At 73.0% G+C, this 18,961-nt stretch carries 16 protein-coding genes; 8 read left to right on the forward strand and 8 right to left on the reverse strand.

Annotated features, from left to right (window positions below):
• Nucleotides 1–24 precede the first annotated feature (24 nt).
• Nucleotides 25–258, reverse strand: coding sequence for a hypothetical protein (locus tag ACWH4W_RS09735; RefSeq protein WP_473075367.1), 234 nt, complete (start codon nucleotides 256–258; stop codon nucleotides 25–27).
• Nucleotides 245–1,699 (reverse strand): PspC domain-containing protein, encoded by a 1,455-nt coding sequence (locus ACWH4W_RS09740; protein ID WP_473075368.1) that lies wholly within the window; start codon nucleotides 1,697–1,699, stop codon nucleotides 245–247. The genes ACWH4W_RS09735 and ACWH4W_RS09740 overlap by 14 nt, the downstream gene beginning before the upstream one ends.
• Nucleotides 1,700–2,091: 392 nt before the next feature.
• Between ACWH4W_RS09740 and ACWH4W_RS09745 the strand changes: the two genes are divergently transcribed.
• Together ACWH4W_RS09745 and ACWH4W_RS09750 are read left to right on the forward strand one after the other, a co-directional pair.
• Complete coding sequence (locus ACWH4W_RS09745; RefSeq protein WP_473075369.1) at nucleotides 2,092–3,384, forward strand: PspC domain-containing protein; 1,293 nt, start codon at nucleotides 2,092–2,094, stop codon at nucleotides 3,382–3,384.
• On the forward strand, nucleotides 3,381–4,124 hold the full coding sequence (locus ACWH4W_RS09750) for a LuxR C-terminal-related transcriptional regulator (protein ID WP_473075370.1): 744 nt from the start codon (nucleotides 3,381–3,383) through the stop codon (nucleotides 4,122–4,124). Before ACWH4W_RS09745 ends, ACWH4W_RS09750 begins: the two co-directional genes overlap by 4 nt.
• A gap of 186 nt (nucleotides 4,125–4,310) precedes the next feature.
• On the opposite strand, the gene ACWH4W_RS09755 is transcribed toward ACWH4W_RS09750, so the two are convergent.
• The gene (locus ACWH4W_RS09755) at nucleotides 4,311–4,751 is read right to left on the reverse strand and encodes an ATP-binding protein (RefSeq protein WP_473075371.1); all 441 of its coding nucleotides are present in this window, start codon (nucleotides 4,749–4,751) and stop codon (nucleotides 4,311–4,313) included.
• A gap of 130 nt (nucleotides 4,752–4,881) precedes the next feature.
• Here ACWH4W_RS09755 and ACWH4W_RS09760 point away from each other — a divergent pair, with 130 nt between their 5' ends.
• From ACWH4W_RS09760 to ACWH4W_RS09775, 4 genes are all read left to right on the forward strand, one after another.
• A complete protein-coding gene (locus ACWH4W_RS09760) occupies nucleotides 4,882–5,694 on the forward strand; it encodes a helix-turn-helix domain-containing protein (protein ID WP_473075372.1) in 813 nt (270 codons plus the stop codon).
• Entirely contained in the window at nucleotides 5,691–5,939 is a 249-nt protein-coding gene (locus tag ACWH4W_RS09765) for a DUF397 domain-containing protein (protein WP_473075373.1), read from the forward strand. Before ACWH4W_RS09760 ends, ACWH4W_RS09765 begins: the two co-directional genes overlap by 4 nt.
• Nucleotides 5,940–6,233: 294 nt before the next feature.
• Nucleotides 6,234–7,190 (forward strand): MarR family transcriptional regulator, encoded by a 957-nt coding sequence (locus ACWH4W_RS09770; protein WP_473075374.1) that lies wholly within the window; start codon nucleotides 6,234–6,236, stop codon nucleotides 7,188–7,190.
• Between the two features lie 220 nt (nucleotides 7,191–7,410).
• A complete protein-coding gene (locus ACWH4W_RS09775) occupies nucleotides 7,411–7,764 on the forward strand; it encodes a hypothetical protein (RefSeq protein WP_473075375.1) in 354 nt (117 codons plus the stop codon).
• Nucleotides 7,765–7,880: 116 nt separating this feature from the next.
• On the opposite strand, the gene ACWH4W_RS09780 is transcribed toward ACWH4W_RS09775, so the two are convergent.
• Entirely contained in the window at nucleotides 7,881–9,059 is a 1,179-nt protein-coding gene (locus tag ACWH4W_RS09780) for a C40 family peptidase (protein WP_473075376.1), read from the reverse strand.
• 450 nt (nucleotides 9,060–9,509) lie between these two features.
• Between ACWH4W_RS09780 and pcrA the strand changes: the two genes are divergently transcribed.
• The gene (pcrA, locus tag ACWH4W_RS09785) at nucleotides 9,510–12,026 is read left to right on the forward strand and encodes a DNA helicase PcrA (RefSeq protein ID WP_473075377.1); all 2,517 of its coding nucleotides are present in this window, start codon (nucleotides 9,510–9,512) and stop codon (nucleotides 12,024–12,026) included.
• 96 nt (nucleotides 12,027–12,122) lie between these two features.
• Here pcrA and ACWH4W_RS09790 read toward each other — a convergent pair whose 3' ends face one another.
• Nucleotides 12,123–13,691: a M23 family metallopeptidase gene (locus ACWH4W_RS09790; protein ID WP_473075378.1), complete on the reverse strand. Its 1,569-nt coding sequence runs from the start codon at nucleotides 13,689–13,691 to the stop codon at nucleotides 12,123–12,125.
• 292 nt (nucleotides 13,692–13,983) lie between these two features.
• A complete protein-coding gene (locus tag ACWH4W_RS09795) occupies nucleotides 13,984–14,853 on the reverse strand; it encodes an esterase/lipase family protein (RefSeq protein ID WP_473075379.1) in 870 nt (289 codons plus the stop codon).
• 392 nt (nucleotides 14,854–15,245) lie between these two features.
• Here ACWH4W_RS09795 and ACWH4W_RS09800 point away from each other — a divergent pair, with 392 nt between their 5' ends.
• Nucleotides 15,246–15,662, forward strand: coding sequence for a coenzyme B12-dependent isobutyryl CoA mutase small subunit (locus ACWH4W_RS09800; protein ID WP_106412827.1), 417 nt, complete (start codon nucleotides 15,246–15,248; stop codon nucleotides 15,660–15,662).
• Nucleotides 15,663–15,961: 299 nt separating this feature from the next.
• Here ACWH4W_RS09800 and ACWH4W_RS09805 read toward each other — a convergent pair whose 3' ends face one another.
• Together ACWH4W_RS09805 and ACWH4W_RS09810 are read right to left on the reverse strand one after the other, a co-directional pair.
• The gene (locus tag ACWH4W_RS09805; RefSeq protein ID WP_473075380.1) at nucleotides 15,962–17,596 is read right to left on the reverse strand and encodes a DUF5691 domain-containing protein; all 1,635 of its coding nucleotides are present in this window, start codon (nucleotides 17,594–17,596) and stop codon (nucleotides 15,962–15,964) included.
• Nucleotides 17,597–17,720: 124 nt separating this feature from the next.
• Nucleotides 17,721–18,845: a hypothetical protein gene (locus ACWH4W_RS09810; RefSeq protein ID WP_473075381.1), complete on the reverse strand. Its 1,125-nt coding sequence runs from the start codon at nucleotides 18,843–18,845 to the stop codon at nucleotides 17,721–17,723.
• Nucleotides 18,846–18,961: the final 116 nt, after the last annotated feature.

Raw genomic sequence — 18,961 nt, forward strand, 5'->3', positions numbered from 1 at the left:
GACCTCCTAGCCTCCCGTCAGCCGTCAGCCGTCAGTCGCCTCCGCTCCTCTCGGGTGCAGGCGGGCGCGGCGGTGGCGCACCCGCCCGGTCACGAAGCCCACCGTCCCGGCCAGGCACAGGCCGCCCACGACGAGCGGGATCACCACGAACCAGGGTGTCTCCCAGGCCCCTCCCGCGTCCCCGCCGTAGACCACCGCGGTCGCGACGAGGGCGGTGCCGGCGATCAGCCGGCCGGGCCGGAACTCATGACGCAGCACGGCTCACCTCCGCCTGTCCGGCGCCGACCCTGAGGTCCAGCCGCAGCGTGCCCGCCTTTCCGGCGCCTGCGGGCGGCTTCAGGGTTGCTTCCTTGTACTTGCCCGGTGCCACGTCCACGTCCTTCCGTCCGTCGCCCGGCAGCTGGATGTCACCGAGCCCCACCTCGACGCGCAGCCGCACGGTCACGTCCCGGGGGACGATCACATGGATCCGGCCCAGTCCCACCTCGACCTCGGTGGAGACCGTGTCGCCCTCGGGAACGCGGACCGTCGACAGGTCCAACCGGCCCTCGCCGGCGCCCAGGTCGTACACCGGGTGTATCTGGGCGACCGAGGCGGGCTGCCAGCCGGTGCGGTGCCAGTCGGTGCCGATGTCGTCGGGCATCGCGGTCGATCCGGCGAGCAGGCCCGCCGTGAGGATCGCGAGGACGATGGACCCGGCTCCCGTGCGGCCCAGGAAGGCGCTGACGGCGATGCCGAGGCCGGTGACGCCGAGGGCGCACGCCAGGCCCGTCTGGAGGCTGGTGCCGAGGGACTGCGTCTCCCAGGTGAGGCCTGTGCCCAGACCGGCCGCGAGCAGGGCCAACAGGAACACCCAGCCGCCGATCCCGCGCGGCCCCCTGGGTTTCGGCGGGCGGGCCTGTGGCGGGCGCCACGTGTCCTTGGCTCCGCCGCCGGTCCCGGAGCGGACGCCGACACCGACCGCGGTGGCGATGTCCAGGTCCCGGGAGTCCTCGGGGCCCCACAGATAGCCCGTGCCCCCGACGTAGGTGCCGTCCTTGACGATGGGCTCGCGCCACCACGACGGGTACGCGGCCGGGGCGGGCGGGGCCTGCGGCTCCGGCGGGGCGTCCGCGGCGGCCTGCGCGGCTATCGGGTCCGGGCTCGGCGTACCACGTTGCTTCGACCAGTAGGCGGCGCCCGCGAGCAGCAGGGACAGTATGACGGCGAAGCTCAGCACCCCGTCGTTGCTCAGCATGGAGAGGAAGACACCGCAGCCGACCAGCGCGAACAGCACCGCCGCCAGGGTGTGGCCGTCGACCCGGCCGGTGAGCAGCCGGCGGACCTGGTTCTCCTCCTCGTCGTCGTACGGGACGAACAGCCAGGCGAAGCCGTAGAAGATCAGGCCGATGCCGCCGGTCGCGGACAGCACCGCCAGCGTGATCCGGAAGATCACCGGGTCCATGTCGTACTGCCGGGCGAGACCGGAGCAGACCCCGCCGAACATCTGGTGCCGCCGGTCGCGGCGGAAGTGCCGGCCGGGGCCCGCCGGCTCCGCTCCGGCCGTGGTCCCGGCCGGTGCTCCGGCCGTCCCCTCCTTCCCCGCGTCCGTGCGCCCGCCCGCGCCCGCGGAGTCCGCGGCGGGCGCGCCGGGACCGGATCCGGGACGCGGGCCCGAGCCCGGTCCCGGATCCCCCGCGGCATGCTGGTGATCCGTCATGGGTCCATGGTGACGGGCGAGCCGCCCCGGCGGCAGTCGGAACGACCCTGGCCGGACCCTGATATCCGTCCCTGAGCCGGGCCCGGGACGTCCGGGACGCGGGCAGCGGGCAGCGGGCAGCGGGACGCTCGGCCCGGAGCCGGGGGTCCCGCGAACGGGGCTGGCCGTCTCTCGGTCCGGTGCCGGGGGTCCGTGGCCGAAGTTGGTCGCCTCTCGGTCCGGTGTCGGAGCACTGCGGCCGGAGCCGGTCGCCTCTCGGCCTGGCTCCGGTCGCCCTCGGCCCGAGGCCGACTGCTCCTCGGCCCGAGTCGGCCGCCCACGGGCCGAGATCAGGGGCGTCTCCGGGGCGGACCCTGATGTCCCGGCTTGCGCGGCGTGTGACCATCGTTGCCATGTCGGAAGCCGCAGCAGCGTCCCCCACCGAACCGCGGCCGCCGCGCAAGCTCTACCGCAGCAGTGACGGACGCTGGCTCGGTGGGGTGGCGCGGGGGCTCGCCGGGCATCTCGGCCTGCCCGTGATCTGGGTGCGCCTCGCGTTCGTCGCCCTGTTCATGGCCGACGGTCTCGGGGCCCTGCTGTACGCCGCGTTCTGGTTCTTCGTGCCGCTCGGGGTGGGCGGCGTCGACGCCCAGAGGCCGCCCTCGCCCGTCACCACCGAGACGGCCCCGGACGGCCGCCGCAGACTCGTCACGCGGAAACCGGACAAGGGGCAGATCGTCGCCCTGCTTCTCATGGTCGTGGTGGCCATGATCTTCGTGGGCAGCGTGGACCTGACCAACGGCGCGCGGGCCTACCTCTGGCCGACCGTCCTGGTCGGGGCGGGCGTGGCCCTGGTGTGGCGACAGGCGGACAACGCGCGCCGGGCCCGCTGGATGGAGGTCGGCCGCCGCCGGCGCACGGTCACGCTGCTGCGGGCGGTGGCCGGTGTGCTGCTGGTGACGGCGGGAGCCTCCGGCATCTTCGTCCTGCGCGGCTCCGGCAGCCACCTCGGCGCGGTGCTGCAGGCCGCCCTCGCGGTCCTCGTCGGCATCACGCTCCTCGCCGGCCCCTACCTCGTGCGCATGACCCAGGACCTCTCCGAGGAGCGCCTGATGCGCATCCGCGCCCAGGAGCGGGCCGAGGTCGCCGCCCACGTCCACGACTCCGTGCTGCACACGCTCACGCTGATCCAGCGCAACGCGGACAACCCGGGCGAGGTGCGCCGCCTGGCCCGCGCCCAGGAGCGCGACCTGCGCGCCTGGCTCTACAAGCCGGAGGGGAACGGCAAGGACGAGGACGAGGAGCCCACCACCCTCGCCGAGGCGGTGAAGCGCAACGCCGCCGAGGTCGAGGACAAGCACGGCGTCCCCCTCGAGGTCGTCGTCGTGGGCGACTGCCCCCTCGACGAGAGGATCGGCGCGCAGATGCAGGCCGCGAGGGAAGCGATGGTCAACGCCGCCAAGTACGGTGGCGAGGGAGGCGCGGTCCAGGTCTACGCGGAGGTCGAGGGGAGGACGGTGTTCGTGTCCGTCCGGGACCGAGGTCCCGGGTTCGACCTCGACTCGATACCCGCCGACCGCATGGGCGTCAGAGAATCGATCATCGGCCGCATGGAACGCAACGGCGGCACGGCGCGGCTGCGCGCGGTGCCCGACGGCGGCACGGAGGTCGAGCTGGAGATGGAGAGGGCGGAGAAGACGTCATGAGCGAGCCGACCGAGGCGAACGCAGCGGCGGAAGCGGCACCGGGGGACGGGCCCGCGGAGCCGGCCGGCGGCACCGGGGGGCGTCGTGTGCGCGTGGTCCTCGTCGACGACCACCGCATGTTCCGCACGGGGGTCCAGGCGGAGATCGGACAGACCGAGCAGACGGGTGTGGAGGTGGTCGGCGAGGCCGCCGACGTCGACCAGGCGGTCACGGTCATCACCGCGACCCGGCCCGAGGTGGTGCTGCTCGACGTGCACCTGCCCGGAGGCGGCGGCGTCGAAGTGCTGCGGCGCTGCGCCTCGTTGATGGGGGACGCGGAGCGGCCGGTGCGTTTCCTCGCGCTGTCCGTGTCGGACGCGGCGGAGGACGTCATCGGTGTCATCCGGGGCGGCGCGCGCGGTTACGTCACCAAGACGATCACCGGCGCCGATCTGATCGACTCGGTCTTCCGGGTGCAGGAGGGGGACGCGGTCTTCTCGCCGCGGCTGGCCGGGTTCGTCCTGGACGCCTTCGCGTCGACCGACGCCCCGCCGGTGGACGAGGACCTCGACCGTCTCACCCAGCGCGAGCGGGAGGTGCTGCGGCTGATCGCCCGCGGCTACGCGTACAAGGAGATCGCCAAGCAGCTGTTCATCTCGGTGAAGACGGTGGAGTCGCACGTCTCCGCGGTGCTCCGCAAGCTGCAGCTGTCCAACCGCCACGAGCTGACCCGCTGGGCGACGGCGCGGCGCCTGGTGTGACCGTCCGGTAGGCGTATCCGCCTGGAGGACGGAGTCCGCTGGCCGTCCGGTTTCGAGCTGGGCGACCGGCGGGTCGAGACGGAGCGGCTCCATGTCTGCCCGAAGGGGCGCCCACAGGTCCGGGAGGCTGGCTGAGGTGAAGGCCGGGCTGGTTGACGACTTATTGCAGGGTGCGTGTCGCATCGGCTACAAGTCGGCTGGCTCAAGGGCCACCTCGAACCACACTTCCTTACCGATGCCGCACCCCCTCCTCTGTGCGCCCCAGTCAGCCGCCAGGGCTGCCACCAGTGCGAGACCTCGGCCCGACTCGTCGTCCGGGCAAGCCGCACTCGGCGTCGGGAGCGTGTCGTCGGCGTCCGTGACCGTGATGCGGAGGCGGTCGTCGGTGAGGGCGCAGCGGGCCCGGATCTCGCGGCCGGCCGGGGTCTTCGCGTGGCGGTGGGCGTTGGCCACCAGCTCGCTCAGAAGGAGTTCCGCCGTGTCCGTCACGTCCTGAGGGATGCTCCAGGACGCCGCCTGCTCGCGGAACAGGGCGCGTGCGCGGCCGGCGCTGCGGGCGTGACGGGGGAGACGCCACTCGATGTCCTTCGGGGCGGTCGTGGGCAGCGGAAGCCGCGGGGTCTGCATGTGCCTGTTCATCCCTTGCGCTGATGTTTCGCGGTTGGCGAGAACACCGTCCCGGCTCGCACGTAGCGTCGCGAGTGACGGAGTGGGTACGGTGCGTGTCCGTACCCTGCGTGGACCTGCGGGGGTGTGTATGGCGACCGACGTGAACTCCCAGCCGCCGATCGCGTGGCGGTACTGCGGCAGCCAGATCAAGATGTGGCGGGCGGAGGCCGGTGTCAGCCGGGACGCGCTGGCCAAAGAGGCCGGGTACGACTACGAGTACGTCAAGTCGATGGAGAACGGCCGCCGTCGGCCCACGTTGCGGTTCCTGCAGATCGCGGACCAGCTGTGTGGGGCGGGCGGGAAGCTCGTTGCGGCACAGGAGTACCTGAAGCCGGAGCCGTTTCCTGCTTTCTCGCAGGATTTCATTCGGTATGAGTCAGAGGCCATCTCGCTCAGCACCTATGAGCCGCTGCTCATCCCTGGGCTTCTGCAAACCGAGGAGACGGCTCGGTCGTTGCTCAAGGCCCACTGGCCGCCGCTCGATGACGAGACCGTTGAAGAGCGCGTGGCGGCGCGACTCAAGCGGCAGGAGCTACTGACGAAGCAGACCAGGTCCTTCAGCTTCGTGATCGGCGAGTCTGCGCTGCGCAACAAGGTCGGAGGAGCCGAAGTGCACTGTCGCCAGCTTCTCCACCTGTTGACGGTGGCAGAACAGCGGAACGTCACAGTGCAAGTGCTCCCCATCGTCGGTGCGCATCCCGGTCTCAACGGGCCGCTCGTCTTGCTTGAGACCCCGGAGCACGAGCATGTTGGGTATGAGGAGGGACAAACGGCCGGCGTCCTGTACTCGGATCCCGATCGCGTCAGTATCGCCACGCAGCGCCATGCGATGATCCTTCGGCTGGCGTTGAGTCTTTCGGAGTCCGCGCGATTCATCGGCAAGGTGGCGGAGGAGCAATGAACACGGACCTGCGGTGGTTCAAGTCCACGTACAGCGGCACCGAGGGCGGCAACTGTCTCGAAGTAGCCCTGGACTGGCGCAAGTCCAGCCACAGCGACAGCCAAGGCGGGGCATGCCTCGAAGTAGCCCCCTGCCCCCATACCGTCCACGTCCGGGACTCGAAGCTCGGGTCCCGGAGCCCTCGGTTCGCCGTCGCCGGGGGCGCCTGGACGGCATTCGTCGCGTACGCCCGTACCGGCGCTTGAGCTTCGAGGGGCGAGCCTCGGGATCCGAGCGGCGTTTGTGAGGAATGGGTGGTGGGGTTTGATCCCACCACCCACCCTCCCGGCGGCAACCGGCCGCTCTGCCAGCCGGGATGACTATTCGTGATCAGGTTGCGACGCGCCGTCGCCGCCCTCTAGCGTGCGCAGCAACAAACAACCCCGGTCGAGTGTTCGCAGCACTCGCCGGGGTCTGACCCCAAGATCGCAAACCCTAGGAACGATCTCGTGGCTTACGAAGACTCTAACGCCGCCCTGCCCGCACCCGCAGCTCATCCCATGGCCAATCCCGGTTACGGGAAACGCACCGTCCCCGCCGAACCCGGCGCAGCCTCCGCGCCCCTCGACTTCTCGCACCTCCCCGCCCGCGAGGCCTACATCGCCGCCTACGTGCACCGGCTCCCCGAGGGTGCCGCGATGGACGTCAAGAGCCTCGCCAAGGCGCTCCCCCTCTACGGCCAGCAAGCCGTCCGCAGCGCGCTCAACCTCCTCTCCCGCGCCGGGCATCTCCACCGCGTCCGGGGTCTCGCCACGACCGGTGACGGCGGCACGCGCTGGGTGTTCCGCACGTTCTGGTCCGGCACCGCGCGGGACAGCTCCTGGTGGGCCCGCTTTCTGGGCGGCGACCCCACCGTGGAGGCCACGACGCCAGCCGGTGACACACCCGAGGTCACCCCACCGAGTGAGCCCGCGCCCGCGCCCGTGCCCACCACCCCCGACACGCACCGCGTCACCGCCTACCGCGCCCTCGCCCGTCTCGGCCGTGTCGAGCCCCGCCTCGCCCTCTCCGACGCCGACTGCCACGCCCTCACCGACCTGGCCGTGCCCTGGTTCGAACGAGGGGCCGATCCCGTCTCCCTGATGAAGGCCCTCACGGCCGGCCTGCCCGACGACGTTCACTCCCCGCGTGGGTTCGTCGCCCGCCGCCTGCGGGACAAACTGCCCCCCGTGCCCCTGCCGTCCGCGCGGCCCGACGCCCCCGAACCCCGTCTCCTCGGCCGTCTCATGCCGGAGTGCACCGAGTGCGGCGTCCCGGGCCGCCCGGCCGCCTTCGTCGGCGGCCTGTGCCAGGGCTGTCGTACCGCCGCGCCGGGCCACGGCACGCAGGGCGCCGTGCGCCACGCCGTACGCCAGGTACCGGTCCCCGCTGCCGCCCTCGCCCGCGAAGCCGTACGCGCCGCCCGCGACCACCGGAATCCGGCCAACTACCACCGGGATACAGCCCTGCATCCGTAGCCGCTCAGCCGAGGACGACGGTGGCGCCCGCCGGGGCCGGGCGTCTGCCTGGCGGTGGTGTCCGGCCGCTGCTCCTGCCCCGACCGGCAGATGACCGTAAGTGACTGTCGTGCCGCGCACGACGCTTCGTCTTCACGCAGGGTGATGGCCGATGGGGTGAAGGCGGGGAGGGCGAGGGCGGCGGAATGCCGGAGGACGCCCGTGGCTAGGCTCCGGCCTCATGGACGTACTCATCCACCTCTTCGTCGGTCTGCACATCATCGGCATCGCGGCGCTGCTCGGCGGCTTCCTCACCCAGATGAAGGCGATGGGCGCGGGCACCGCCCGCTTCGTCCCCGCGATGCTGCACGGCGCGCTGACGATGCTGGTCACCGGTATCGCGCTGGTGGGTCTCAACGAGGCCCAGGACTACTCCGTCGACCACATCAAGATCGGCGTGAAGCTCGCCGTGCTGATCGTGATCCTCGGCCTCGTCTACGTGAAGCGGGACGAGGAGAAGGTGGACAAGGGGGTCTTCGGCCTGGTCGGCCTGCTGACCGTGGCGAACATCTTCATCGCGGTCCTCTGGACCTGAGCGCTCCGCCCCGGCCGGCCCTCCGCCCCGGCCCGCCGGGCCCCGCCGTCGACCGCCGGCCGAGCCGTCACCGGCCCGGTCGGCGGTTTTCGTGCCGGCGCTCCGCAGGGCGCCCGTCAGGCCGGGCGGACGACGCTGTGGATCGAGGACTCGCCGTCGTAGTAGACGGACTCCTCGCGGACGTACGTGCCCGGCTTGGGGGCGTGGATCATCATGCCGTTGCCGATGTAGATGCCCACGTGGGTGACGTCGTCGTAGAAGAAGACCAGGTCGCCGGGGAGGGCCTGGGAGACCGGGACGGTGGTGCCGGCGTCCACCTGGTCGTAGGTGGTGCGCGGGAGGGAGACTCCGGCGGCCTTCCAGGCGGCCTGGGTGAGCCCGGAGCAGTCGTAGGAGCCGGGACCGGTGGCGCCCCAGACGTACGGCTTGCCGATCTGCGCGCGGGCGAAGGCGAGGGCCTTCTCGGCCTTGGTGGTGTACGAGGAGCCGGCCGGCGGGGCATCGGTCGAGCCGGTCGAGCCGGTGGACCCGGAGCCCTCCGAGGCGCCGCCGCCCTGCCGCACGGCCTCCTCACGGGCCCTCTCCTGCTCCGCCTGCTGCCGGGCCAGTTCCGCCGCCTTGCGGGCGGCCTCGTCCTGCTTGCGCTTCTCGATCGCGGCGAGCCGCGCCTTCTCCTCGGCGGTCAGTTGTGACAGCAGTTCGCGCGCGTCGGCGAGCTTCTTCTGGACGGTCGCCTTCGCCGTCTTCAGGTCGCCCTGCGTCTCGGTGAGCGTCCGGAGGCTCTCGGCGGCCTCCTGGCGCTTCTTCATCGTCGCGGACTGCTGGGTGACGTAGTCGTCGACCGCCGCCTTCTGGCGGCCGGTCATCCGGTCCAGCACCTGACGCTGGTCGAAGACGTCCTGCGGGGTCTTCGCGAGCAGGAACATCGCCGTGTCGGGCATGCCGGCGCCGGTGCGGTACTGGGCGGCGGCGTAGGAGCCCAGCTCCGCGCGCGCCTCGTTCAGCTTCTGTGCGCGCTTCGCCACGTCGTCGAGGAGGGTGTCGACGCGCGTGCGCTGCTCGGTGGTCTTCTCCTTGGCCGCGTTGTACTTCTCGGTCGCCGCCTCGGCCTGCCGGTAGAGGTCGTCGACCTTCTTCTGGACCTCCTCCAGGCTCGGCCGGTCGTCATCCGTGGGAGCGGCGTGGGCGGTCTGGGAGAGCAGGGCCACGGAGGTGAGCGCGGCCGTGGCCAGGGCCGGGGTGCGTATGCCTGCCACGAGCGTGCCAGGGGTGCGCGACTTGCGGTGCGACGCCAAGGGAGGCGACTCCTTCCAGTGCTCCGCCTACCGGGGTGGCGGTGGGGGCGCCCCCAGGCCGTTCGGGCGCGGGGGGAGGGTCCGGGCGGGTGGGTCGGAAGGGTTGCCCTGCGGCCGCTCCGGGCGGAGTGGGCCGATTCACCCCATGTCTCGGTGGGTCCCCGGCTCCGGCTGTCACGGCGGACAGTGACGGACTCGGCGGGGCCGCGCGGCCCGGCGAGGTTCGCCGGCGGGGGACGAGCGGCCCGGACCGCACCGTAGCCAACGGGTGTGGCGCTTGTGAAGGTTGACGGGTGATATGCCCGATACATTTTCGTGACCTTGTCCGCGGTGTCACGCAGGGTGAGGCGGTGACCGTGGAGGGTGCCCGCCGCGACTTCCCCGGGGGGACCGCGGATGTTTCCGGGGCGGCCCCGGGTTGTCGGCGGAGCGGCCTAGACTCGGAGAGCGATGAGCAGCCTCTTTGACGACAGCTTCCTGGCGGACCTCCAGGCCCAGCGCGGCCCGGAGGACGAGCCCCCGCCGCCACCCGAGGACGAGCACGCGCCGGAACCCCTTCCGGACGACCTGTTCGGCGGGAAGTTCGACGTGCCCCCGGAGCGATGGGGGGCCTCCGGTTCGAGCGGGGACGAGAGCGTGGGAGGTTACTACCGCGACGGCGCCCCCCGCCCGGTGCTCGACCCCGCCGCACTGCTGGAAGGGCTGAACGACAACCAGCGCGCCGCGGTCGTGCACTCCGGCTCCCCCCTGCTCATCGTGGCCGGAGCCGGGTCCGGCAAGACCCGTGTGCTCACCCACCGCATCGCCCACCTGCTCGCCGAGCGGAACGTCCACCCGGGCCAGATCCTCGCGATCACCTTCACCAACAAGGCCGCGGGCGAGATGAAGGAGCGCGTCGAGCAGCTCGTCGGCCCCCGGGCGAACGCCATGTGGGTCATGACCTTCCACAGCGCGTGCGTCCGCATCCTGCGCCGCGAGTCCAAGAAGCTCGGCTTCACGTCGTCCTTCTCGATCTACGACGCCGCCGACTCCAAGCGCCTGATGGCCCTGGTCTGCCGGGACCTGGACCTCGATCCCAAGCGCTTCCCGCCGAAGTCCTTCAGCGCGAAGATCAGCAACCTGAAGAACGAGCTGATCGACGAGGAGGACTTCGCCGCCCGGGCGAGCGACGGATTCGAGAAGACCCTCGCCCAGGCCTACGCGCTCTACCAGTCCCGCCTGCGCGAGGCGAACGCGCTGGACTTCGACGACCTGATCATGACCACGGTCAACCTGCTCCGCGCCTTCCCCGACGTCGCCGAGCACTACCGCCGCCGCTTCCGGCACGTCATGGTCGACGAGTACCAGGACACCAACCACGCCCAGTACGCCCTGGTGCGCGAACTGGTCGGAGGCGCCGACGGACGTCCCGCCGACGCGCGGCCGGAGGCCGAGGTGCCGCCCGCCGAGCTGTGCGTGGTGGGCGACGCCGACCAGTCCATCTACGCCTTCCGCGGCGCGACGATCCGCAACATCCTCCAGTTCGAGGAGGACTACCCGGACGCGACGACGATCCTGCTGGAGCAGAACTACCGTTCCACGCAGACGATCCTGTCCGCCGCCAACGCCGTCATCGAGCGCAACGAGTCCCGCCGTCCGAAGAACCTGTGGACCAACGCCGGCGCCGGCGCGCTCATCACCGGCTACGTCGCCGACACCGAGCACGACGAGGCCCAGTTCGTCGCCGACGAGATAGACCGCCTCACGGACACGGGCGAGGCCAGGGCGGGCGACGTCGCCGTCTTCTACCGCACCAACGCCCAGTCCCGTGTCTTCGAGGAGATCTTCATCCGCGTCGGCCTGCCCTACAAGGTCGTCGGCGGCGTGCGCTTCTACGAGCGCAAGGAGGTCCGGGACGTCCTGGCCTACCTGCGGGTGCTGGCCAACCCCGAGGACTCGGTGCCGCTGCGCCGCATCCTCAACGTCCCCAAGCGGGGCATCGGCGACCGTGCCGAGGCCATGATCGACGCGCTCGCCCAGCGGGAGAGGATCAGCTTCCCGCAGGCGCTGCGCCGCGTCGACGAGGCGTACGGCATGGCCGCCCGGTCGGTGAACGCGGTCAAGCGGTTCAACACGCTGATGGAGGACCTGCGCACGGTCGTCGAGTCGGGAGCCGGACCGGCGACGGTCCTGGAGGCCATCCTGGAGCGCACCGGCTACCTCGCCGAGCTGCAGGCCTCCACCGACCCGCAGGACGAGACCCGCATCGAGAACCTCCAGGAACTCGCGGCCGTCGCCCTGGAGTTCGAGCAGGAGCGCGGTGAGGGCGAGACCGGCACGCTGGCCGACTTCCTCGAGCAGGTCGCCCTGGTCGCCGACTCCGACCAGATCCCCGACGAGGAGGACGGCGACGGCGTCATCACGCTGATGACCCTGCACACCGCCAAGGGCCTGGAGTTCCCGGTCGTCTTCCTCACCGGCATGGAGGACGGCGTCTTCCCGCACATGCGCGCCCTCGGCCAGACCAAGGAGCTGGAGGAGGAGCGCCGCCTGGCGTACGTCGGCATCACGCGCGCCCGGGAGCGGCTCTACCTCACCCGGTCGACGATGCGCAGCGCCTGGGGCCAGCCGTCGTACAACCCGCCCTCGCGGTTCCTGGAGGAGATCCCTTCCACGCATGTGAAGTGGAAGCGGACCGGGGCGAGCGCGCCGGTGTCCTCCGGACCCGCGTCCGGGGTGGCGGCGTCGCTGTCGTCCTCCCGTTCCCGCTCGTCCGCGTCGGGCGCGTCCGGCTTCGCCACCCGGCGCACGTCGGAGAAGCCCGTGGTGGCGCTGGCGGCCGGGGACCGGGTCACGCACGACCAGTTCGGCCTGGGCACGGTCGTCGCGGTGAAGGGCACGGGGGCGAACGCGGAGGCGACGATCGACTTCGGGGGCGGCAAGCCCAAGCGCCTGCTGCTGCGGTACGCGCCGGTGGAGAAGCTCTAGCCGTCGAGGCGGGACCCGTCGTGGGGCCGGAGCACGCTCCGGGGCCACGACGGGGCGCGTGCGGGTACGGGTCGAGCGCCGCGACGGACCCGAGTGCTACGTCGGCTCGAGGCCGTGGCTGCGGAACCAGGCGAGCGGGTCGATCGACGAGCCGCCGCCGGGGCGCACCTCGAAGTGCAGGTGCGGGCCGGTCGAGTTGCCCGAGTTCCCGGAGAACGCGATCTGGTCGCCGGCTTTGACGGTCGAACCGGAGGGCACCTGATAGGTGGAGAGGTGGCAGTACCACGTCTCCGTGCCGTCCATCGCCGTCACGATCATCATGTTGCCGTAGGCGGAGTTGTACTGGGTGCGCACCGTGCCGTCGGTCGCGGCCAGCACGGGCGTGCCGTACGAGACGGGGAAGTCGATGCCGGTGTGGAGGGACATCCAGTTGATGCCGGACTGGCCGTAGTAGGCGCTGAGTCCGTGCTGCGCCACCGGGAGCGCGAACTTCGGGCGGAGCCGCTCCAAGCGGGCCGCCTCCTGGGCCGCCCGCTTGCGCTCGAGCTCCTGCTCGGCCTCGAGGTCGATGCGGCCCTGGGCGCGGCTGGCCCGGTCGGCGAAGTCGTCGGCGCCGGCGGCGAGGCTCTCGAGCTGGGTGTCCAGCTTGCCGTTGGCGACGGAGGGCTGGACCGGCTGGGCGTCCGCGGCGGTCGTCCGGGCGTCCGGGCCGCCTTCCTCGCCCAGATCGCCCACCGAGGCGGCGGCGATGCCGGCCACCCCCATCACGCAGGCGGAGGGCACGGCGACGGTCAGCAGCGCGGAGCGCTTGGGCGGGGTGCGGCGGCGGGAGCGGGACGCGGAACGGGAGGCGCGCGGAGCGGGGACGACCTCCTCCTGCCCGTCGAGCAGGGAGACGGCGGGCAGTTCGCCGGTGTCGGCCGGTTCACCGGCCCCGCGTTCGTCCGGGCCGGGCTCCCCGCGGTACGCGTCCTGCGCGTACGGCTGGTCGTGAGCGTCCTGGTCGTAGGACTCCTGCGCGGCGTTCCCCTGCTCGTACGGCTCCCCGCCGTACTGCTCCCCGCCGTACTGCTCCGGCGGGTACGTCTCCGTGTCGTAGGCGTCGGCGTCGTAGGCATCGGCGTCGGGAGCGGACGTGTGCGCGGGGGTCTCGCCACCGTCGGAGTTCCACTGGGTGGCGTCGTAGACGCCGCTGTCGAAGGTCTGCGTGCCCCAGTCCCACTGCTGTGTCGAGTCCGCCGGCTGCTCGGCCCGGTCGGGCTGGAGCCAGGCGTTCGCGTCCCACTGGCCGGTCTCGGGGGATCCGCCCTGCGGGGGGATCACCGCCATCGGCTGCGGGCCGGTGGTCCAGGCGGTCGCGTCGTGCCCGCCGGTGTCGTACGCGGCCTGCTGGAACGCGTAGGCGTCGTAGTGCCCGGTGTCCTGCGTGCCCACCTGCCAGTGGCCGGTGGTGCAGGAGGCCTGCGCGGGGTCGTCGCCCGGCATGTTCCCGAAGAGGGGGTCGGCGGCGAAGGCGCCGGTGCCGTAGTACGTGGCGTCGTAGCCGCCGTACGAGGTGACGTCGCCGTACGGGGCCTCCTGGCTGCCGTACGGCGCATAGGGCGCCGAGGCGTCATCGGAAGCCGCGGCCGGGGTCATGGTCCCCGACGGGTGACGGTCGTTCACCAACTTCTCTTTCGCCTCGACAACAGGGGCTGGCAGAGCAGTGCGGCGACTGTACCCGGCGGTATGCGGGCGCGACAATCTTCCCCAGGTTTCGCGGCCGCAGGAAACGGGCATTCGGTTCGGTTTTGGCGGTCGGCGGGCGAGGTCTTGGCTCTTTGTTCGACAGCCGTTCGAAATTGTGGCGCGCGGCCGTCGGCAAGTCGGCCGTCTCCGACCGATGTTGTTCGCTTGTGGGCGTGAAGGATCGCTCCCCCCGGAGGGAGGGCATCGGGCGTGTCGTGCGCCCCGCGCCTCAGGCCACCGTCAGGCCGTTCGCCCGTCCACCGGACGGTTCACCCGGGTGCGCCGTGTCCAGCGCCTGCCGGATGCCCGTCGCCACCGCCGGGTGCACGGGCAGCGCCAGGTGCCCCACACCGCTCACCCGCACGTTGACCGCGCTCAGGTCCGGGTGCTCGATGCACGCAGCCTCCAGCGGATCCATGATGTGGTCGAGGTCGCTCCAGAACGCCACGAAGTGCGTACGGCAGCCGGGGGCGGGCTGGGCCAGCTCCTCCAGCACCGGGGAGCCCGGACGCATCTGCCGCACGATCGGGTGGGCGTTGGCCAGCGGCGCCACGCGGGTGCCGGAGTGCGGGGTGCCGAGCGTGACCAGCGTCCGCACCCTGCGGTCACCGCCCAGCCGCTGCACGTAGTACCGCGCGATCAGCCCGCCCAGGCTGTGCCCCACCACGTCCACCCGGTCGCTGCCCGTGCGCTCGCAGACCTGCTCGACATGACGGCCGAACAGCTCGGCCGCCGTGCGGATGTCGCACGTCAGCGGAGAGTAGTTGAGCGACTCGATCGGCTGCCGGCCGTGCTGCGCCAGGCTGCGGCGCAGCAGGACGAAGACCGACCGGTTGTCGATGAAGCCGTGCAGCAGCACGACCGGCGGCCTGGCCTCCGCCGGCAGCCGCGCCGTCCCCTCCGGGGCGGGCAGCGCGGAACGGTCGGGCCCGCGCCGCTCCTGGACGATGCCGGCGGGATACAGGAGGGCGTGACCCGCCAGGATCGCCAGCTCCAGGGCGGTCGCCTTCAACAGGCTCACGGAGAGATCCGCCAGCCGGGCCGGCAGGAGGCGCCGGCAGAGGGGCAGGAACGGAAGAGCTGCCTGGGTGACCTTCATGGCCGACCTCCTGTCGGCACGCGAGGGGACCGCCTCGTCCCCCGTGTGCCCTCGTGGAACGGCGCTCCGAGAACGGTCGACGGTGCGCGCCGGTGACGCGTGGACGGTGCGCGGTGGCGGGTCGACCTCGAGGCGCATCCCTTATGCGCATGTTCCCACTGGTGTCCCTGTGTCGCACGGGCACCCGGTCCCGGGCCGGGCCCGGGAAACGCTGCGCGACGGACGTGTCCCACCGTGTGATTTCCCCCTCCCTGCGCACCGTGAAACTGCCGGTTGCGGGATGCTGGGGATAACGTTCGTTCACTTCCACGGCCGGTTCGGGCCGGGGTGTCCGTGCGCTGTGTGCGGTACTGGTCGATACGGATGGATGTAGTCGCTTCATGGAGGCAGTGATGGGTGTGGCAGCCGGTCCGATCCGCGTGGTGGTGGCCAAGCCGGGGCTCGACGGCCACGATCGCGGGGCCAAGGTCATCGCGCGGGCCCTGCGCGACGCCGGTATGGAGGTGATCTACACCGGGCTCCACCAGACCCCCGAGCAGATCGTCGACACCGCGATCCAGGAGGACGCCGACGCGATCGGCCTGTCCATCCTCTCGGGCGCGCACAACACGCTGTTCGCCGCCGTCATCGACCTGCTGAAGGAGCGGGACGCGGAGGACATCCTCGTCTTCGGCGGCGGCATCATCCCGGAGGCGGACATCCCTCCGCTGAAGGAGAAGGGCGTCGCGGAGATCTTCACGCCGGGTGCGACCACGGCGTCCATCGTGGACTGGGTGCGGGAGAACGTGCGCCAGCCGGCGGAGGCGTAGGAACCCGGCCGTCGCGGTGACCGGCCGGGGGCGCACCGCCGGGGCGGGTGCATCGGCCTCGGTGAGAAGTGCCGAGGGCGCCGGGGCGGTCGGTGCCGGGTCCGTGACGGGCACGGGGGCCGGCGCCGGGAGAGCCGCGGGGGCCGGTGCCGGCGGCGTGAGAGCCGCTGCCATCGGTGTGGCGGCGGGCGGCGGGACGCCGGTCTCCGGAGGCCGGTGCTGCGGGCGTCCGCCGGCAGGGGAGCCGCCCCGCCCGGTGCGGACGGCGGGCCGTGGCATGACGAGGCCGGCCGGTCCGGTCAGGGAGCCGGCTCCTCCGGAGCCAGTTCGGCCAGCATCGCGCCGCGCAGGCGCAACGTGGTCACCAGGCGCTGGAACGCCTCGGACCAGTAGCCCCCGGCGCCGGGCGCCGCGTCCTCCGGCTCGTCCGGTGTCGCCAGCAGCGCGTCCAGACGACTCGCCTCGGACGGGTCGAGACAGCGCTCGGCCAGGCCCATGACTCCGCTGAAACTCCATGGATAACTCCCTGCGTCCCGCGCGATGTCGAGCGCGTCGACCACGGCCCGCCCGAGCGGCGGGGCCCAGGGCACCGCACACACCCCGAGCAGCTGGAACGCCTCGGACAGGCCGTGCGTCTCGATGAACCCGGCCACCCACGCCGCCCGTTCGCCGGCGTCCAGGGTGGCCAGCAGCCTGGCGCGCTCGGCCAGGGACACCGCCCCCGGGCCGCCCGCCTCCGGCGCGGAGGGCTCCCCGAGCAGCGCCCGGGACCAGGCCGCGTCCCGCTGCCGTACCGCCGCCCGGCACCAGGCCGCGTGCAGTTCGTCCCGCCAGCCGTCCGCGACCGGCAGCGCCACGATCTCCTGAGGGGTACGCCCGCCGAGCCGCCGCGACCAGGTGCCGAGGGGCGCCGACTCCACCAACTGGCCCAGCCACCACGACCGTTCGCCGCGTCCGGCGGGCGCCTTGGCCATCACGCCGTCGCGCTCCATCGCCGCGTCGCACTCGGCCGGCGCCTCCACGACGACCGTCGGCACGTCACGGGTGCGGTCCACGGCCACGCACGCGGCGGCGCGCACCGCCATCCGCGCGGCCAGCGCGGACGCGGGCAGCGCCGACAGCAACTCCGCCGCCGTCGCCCGTACGTTGCGGCTGCGGTCGGCCAGGGCGCTCTCCAGGAACGCCTCGTCGTCCGGGCCGAGGCCGGCGCGCAGGGAGTCCAGGAACATCAGCCGGTCCTCGGCCCGCTCGGTCGCCCAGGTCTCCTCCAGCAGGGCGCGCGCGGCGGACGGGTCGCGGGAGCGCAGGGCGGTGAGCAGGGTGACCCGCTCGGCGAAGAGGCCCTCCCGCCAGAGCCGTCGTACGCCCTGCGGGTCACGGACGTCGGGCGCCGAGGGGCCGCCACCGGAAGCCGCGCGCAGGGCGAACCGCCAGTCCGGGTTGAGCCGGGCCAGCCACAGCGCACGCGGGCCCGCGAACCGCAGCGCCGCCGGGCGCAGGTCGGTGCGGCCCCGCGCGGCGTCGAGCAGGGCGGGCAGCGCCTGCGGGGGTGCCGCGTAGCCGTGGGCGTTCGCCGCCTGGAGCCACTGCGGCAGCAGCTCCCTCAGATCCGGCGCCGCGCCCCGGCGGCCGCCGCCGGAGGCGCCGGGGCGGTCGGCGAGCAACGACGCCAGCCGGCGCGCGGCGGCGGGCGGCAGCGGACGGCGCGGGTCCGCGGGGGCCGGACGGAGCCGCTCGGCGGGCCGCGCGGGGCGCAGCCCCGCCCGGCGCCGCACGGTCGCCGCGGCGGCCGCGTCGAGCAGGGCCGACGGCGCCCGCGGGCCGGGCGCCAGGCCCGGCGGGGTGCGCCGGTCGGTGCCCAGCAGAGCCGCGGTCACCAGCTCCTCCCAGTGGTCCGGGAGGGACGCGGCCACGGGGGCGGTCGTCCTGCTCATGAGCTTCCTTTCCGACGGGCGTCCCGGTGCGGTCGAAGACTCACGCGCACCGAGTGTCCAGCGATGTCCGAAAGATGCATGGGGCCGCCGGGTCCGGTGGGGGTGGAGGGGCCGACGGGGCCGGTCAGCACAGGGGGACCGCCTCTCCACGGCCCCGCGGCCAGGCCGCCAGGGGAGTGAAACCCCGCGGGCCGCACTCGCCGAAGACCCGGACCGGAGCGCCACCGGACAGGGCGACCAGGCGCCACAGCCCCGGGCGGGACCGGGCCGCCGCGCCGATCGGCAGGGCGTGGTCCTCGTCGGCGTCCGCCAGCTGCCAGCCGTCACCGTCCGGGACCGGCACGACACCGTCCAGCGTCACCGGGACCGACTCCCGCCACGGGTCGTCGCGCAGCGCGGCGCCGTAGCGGGCGAGCGCCCCGGACGTCGTCGTGCCCGGCGGGCGCACCGTCGTCGGCGCGGGCGGCGCGAACTGCTCGGTCAGCGCCATCCGCGGCTGCCCGGCGCCCGGATACGCGGTCAGCTCCGCGTCGACGGCCAGCCCCGCCGGCAGCGCGAGGCCGGGGACGCGGCCGGCCGGCCCGTAGGAGAGGAGCAGCGCCGTGCGCCCGGACGCCGCGCCGTACAGCCATGTGCGACGGGTGGTCAGGCGGCTGTCGGAGGTGTCGTACCGGGCCAGGACGAGCCAGTCGTCGCGGATCGCGGGACCGACCGGCGACGCGGTCAGGCCGACGCGGGAACGGACCGTCGCGGCCAGCGGCTCCGGCAACCGCTCCCGGCGCAGCCAGGCCCGGGCGAGGAGATGGAGCAGCGCGCACTCCTCCAGCAGCCGTACGGGAGCGTCCGCCCCGACGGCCGCGAGCTCCCCCAACTCCCGCACGCGGTTGGCCAGTCCCTGGGCCTGCGCGTCGACCATGCGGGCCGCGGTCTCCTCCCACAGGGCGGGGCCGGACTGCACGGCCGGCACCAGGCCGCCGCGCAGCAGATCCGCCAGACGCCGCTCCAGCTCGGTCACGCCCGCCGTGATCCGCTCGGCCCGGCGCTCCGCCCGCGCCCGCACCGCCGGGGACACCGGCGAGGCGGACGCGGCGAGTCCGGCCCCCGCCCCGCCGGACACGGACTCGCCACTCCCGTCGGGCGGAGACTCGTCCGCCCCGCCGGACACGGACTCGCACCGCCCGTCCGACGTGGCGTCGGACGCCTGTGCCGGACCCTGGCCGACGGTCCGGCGCACCCCCTGATCAGTCATGCCGTCGACCGTAGGTCCCGCCACTGACAGTCGGGGTGCGGTGGATGTATGCGCAGGTCGGGGCCGATTGTCAGTGGCGTGGTGCACGGTGGGTGACAGATCCGAACCGGCCGAGC

The organism is Streptomyces sp. DSM 120436 (assembly GCF_055778765.1).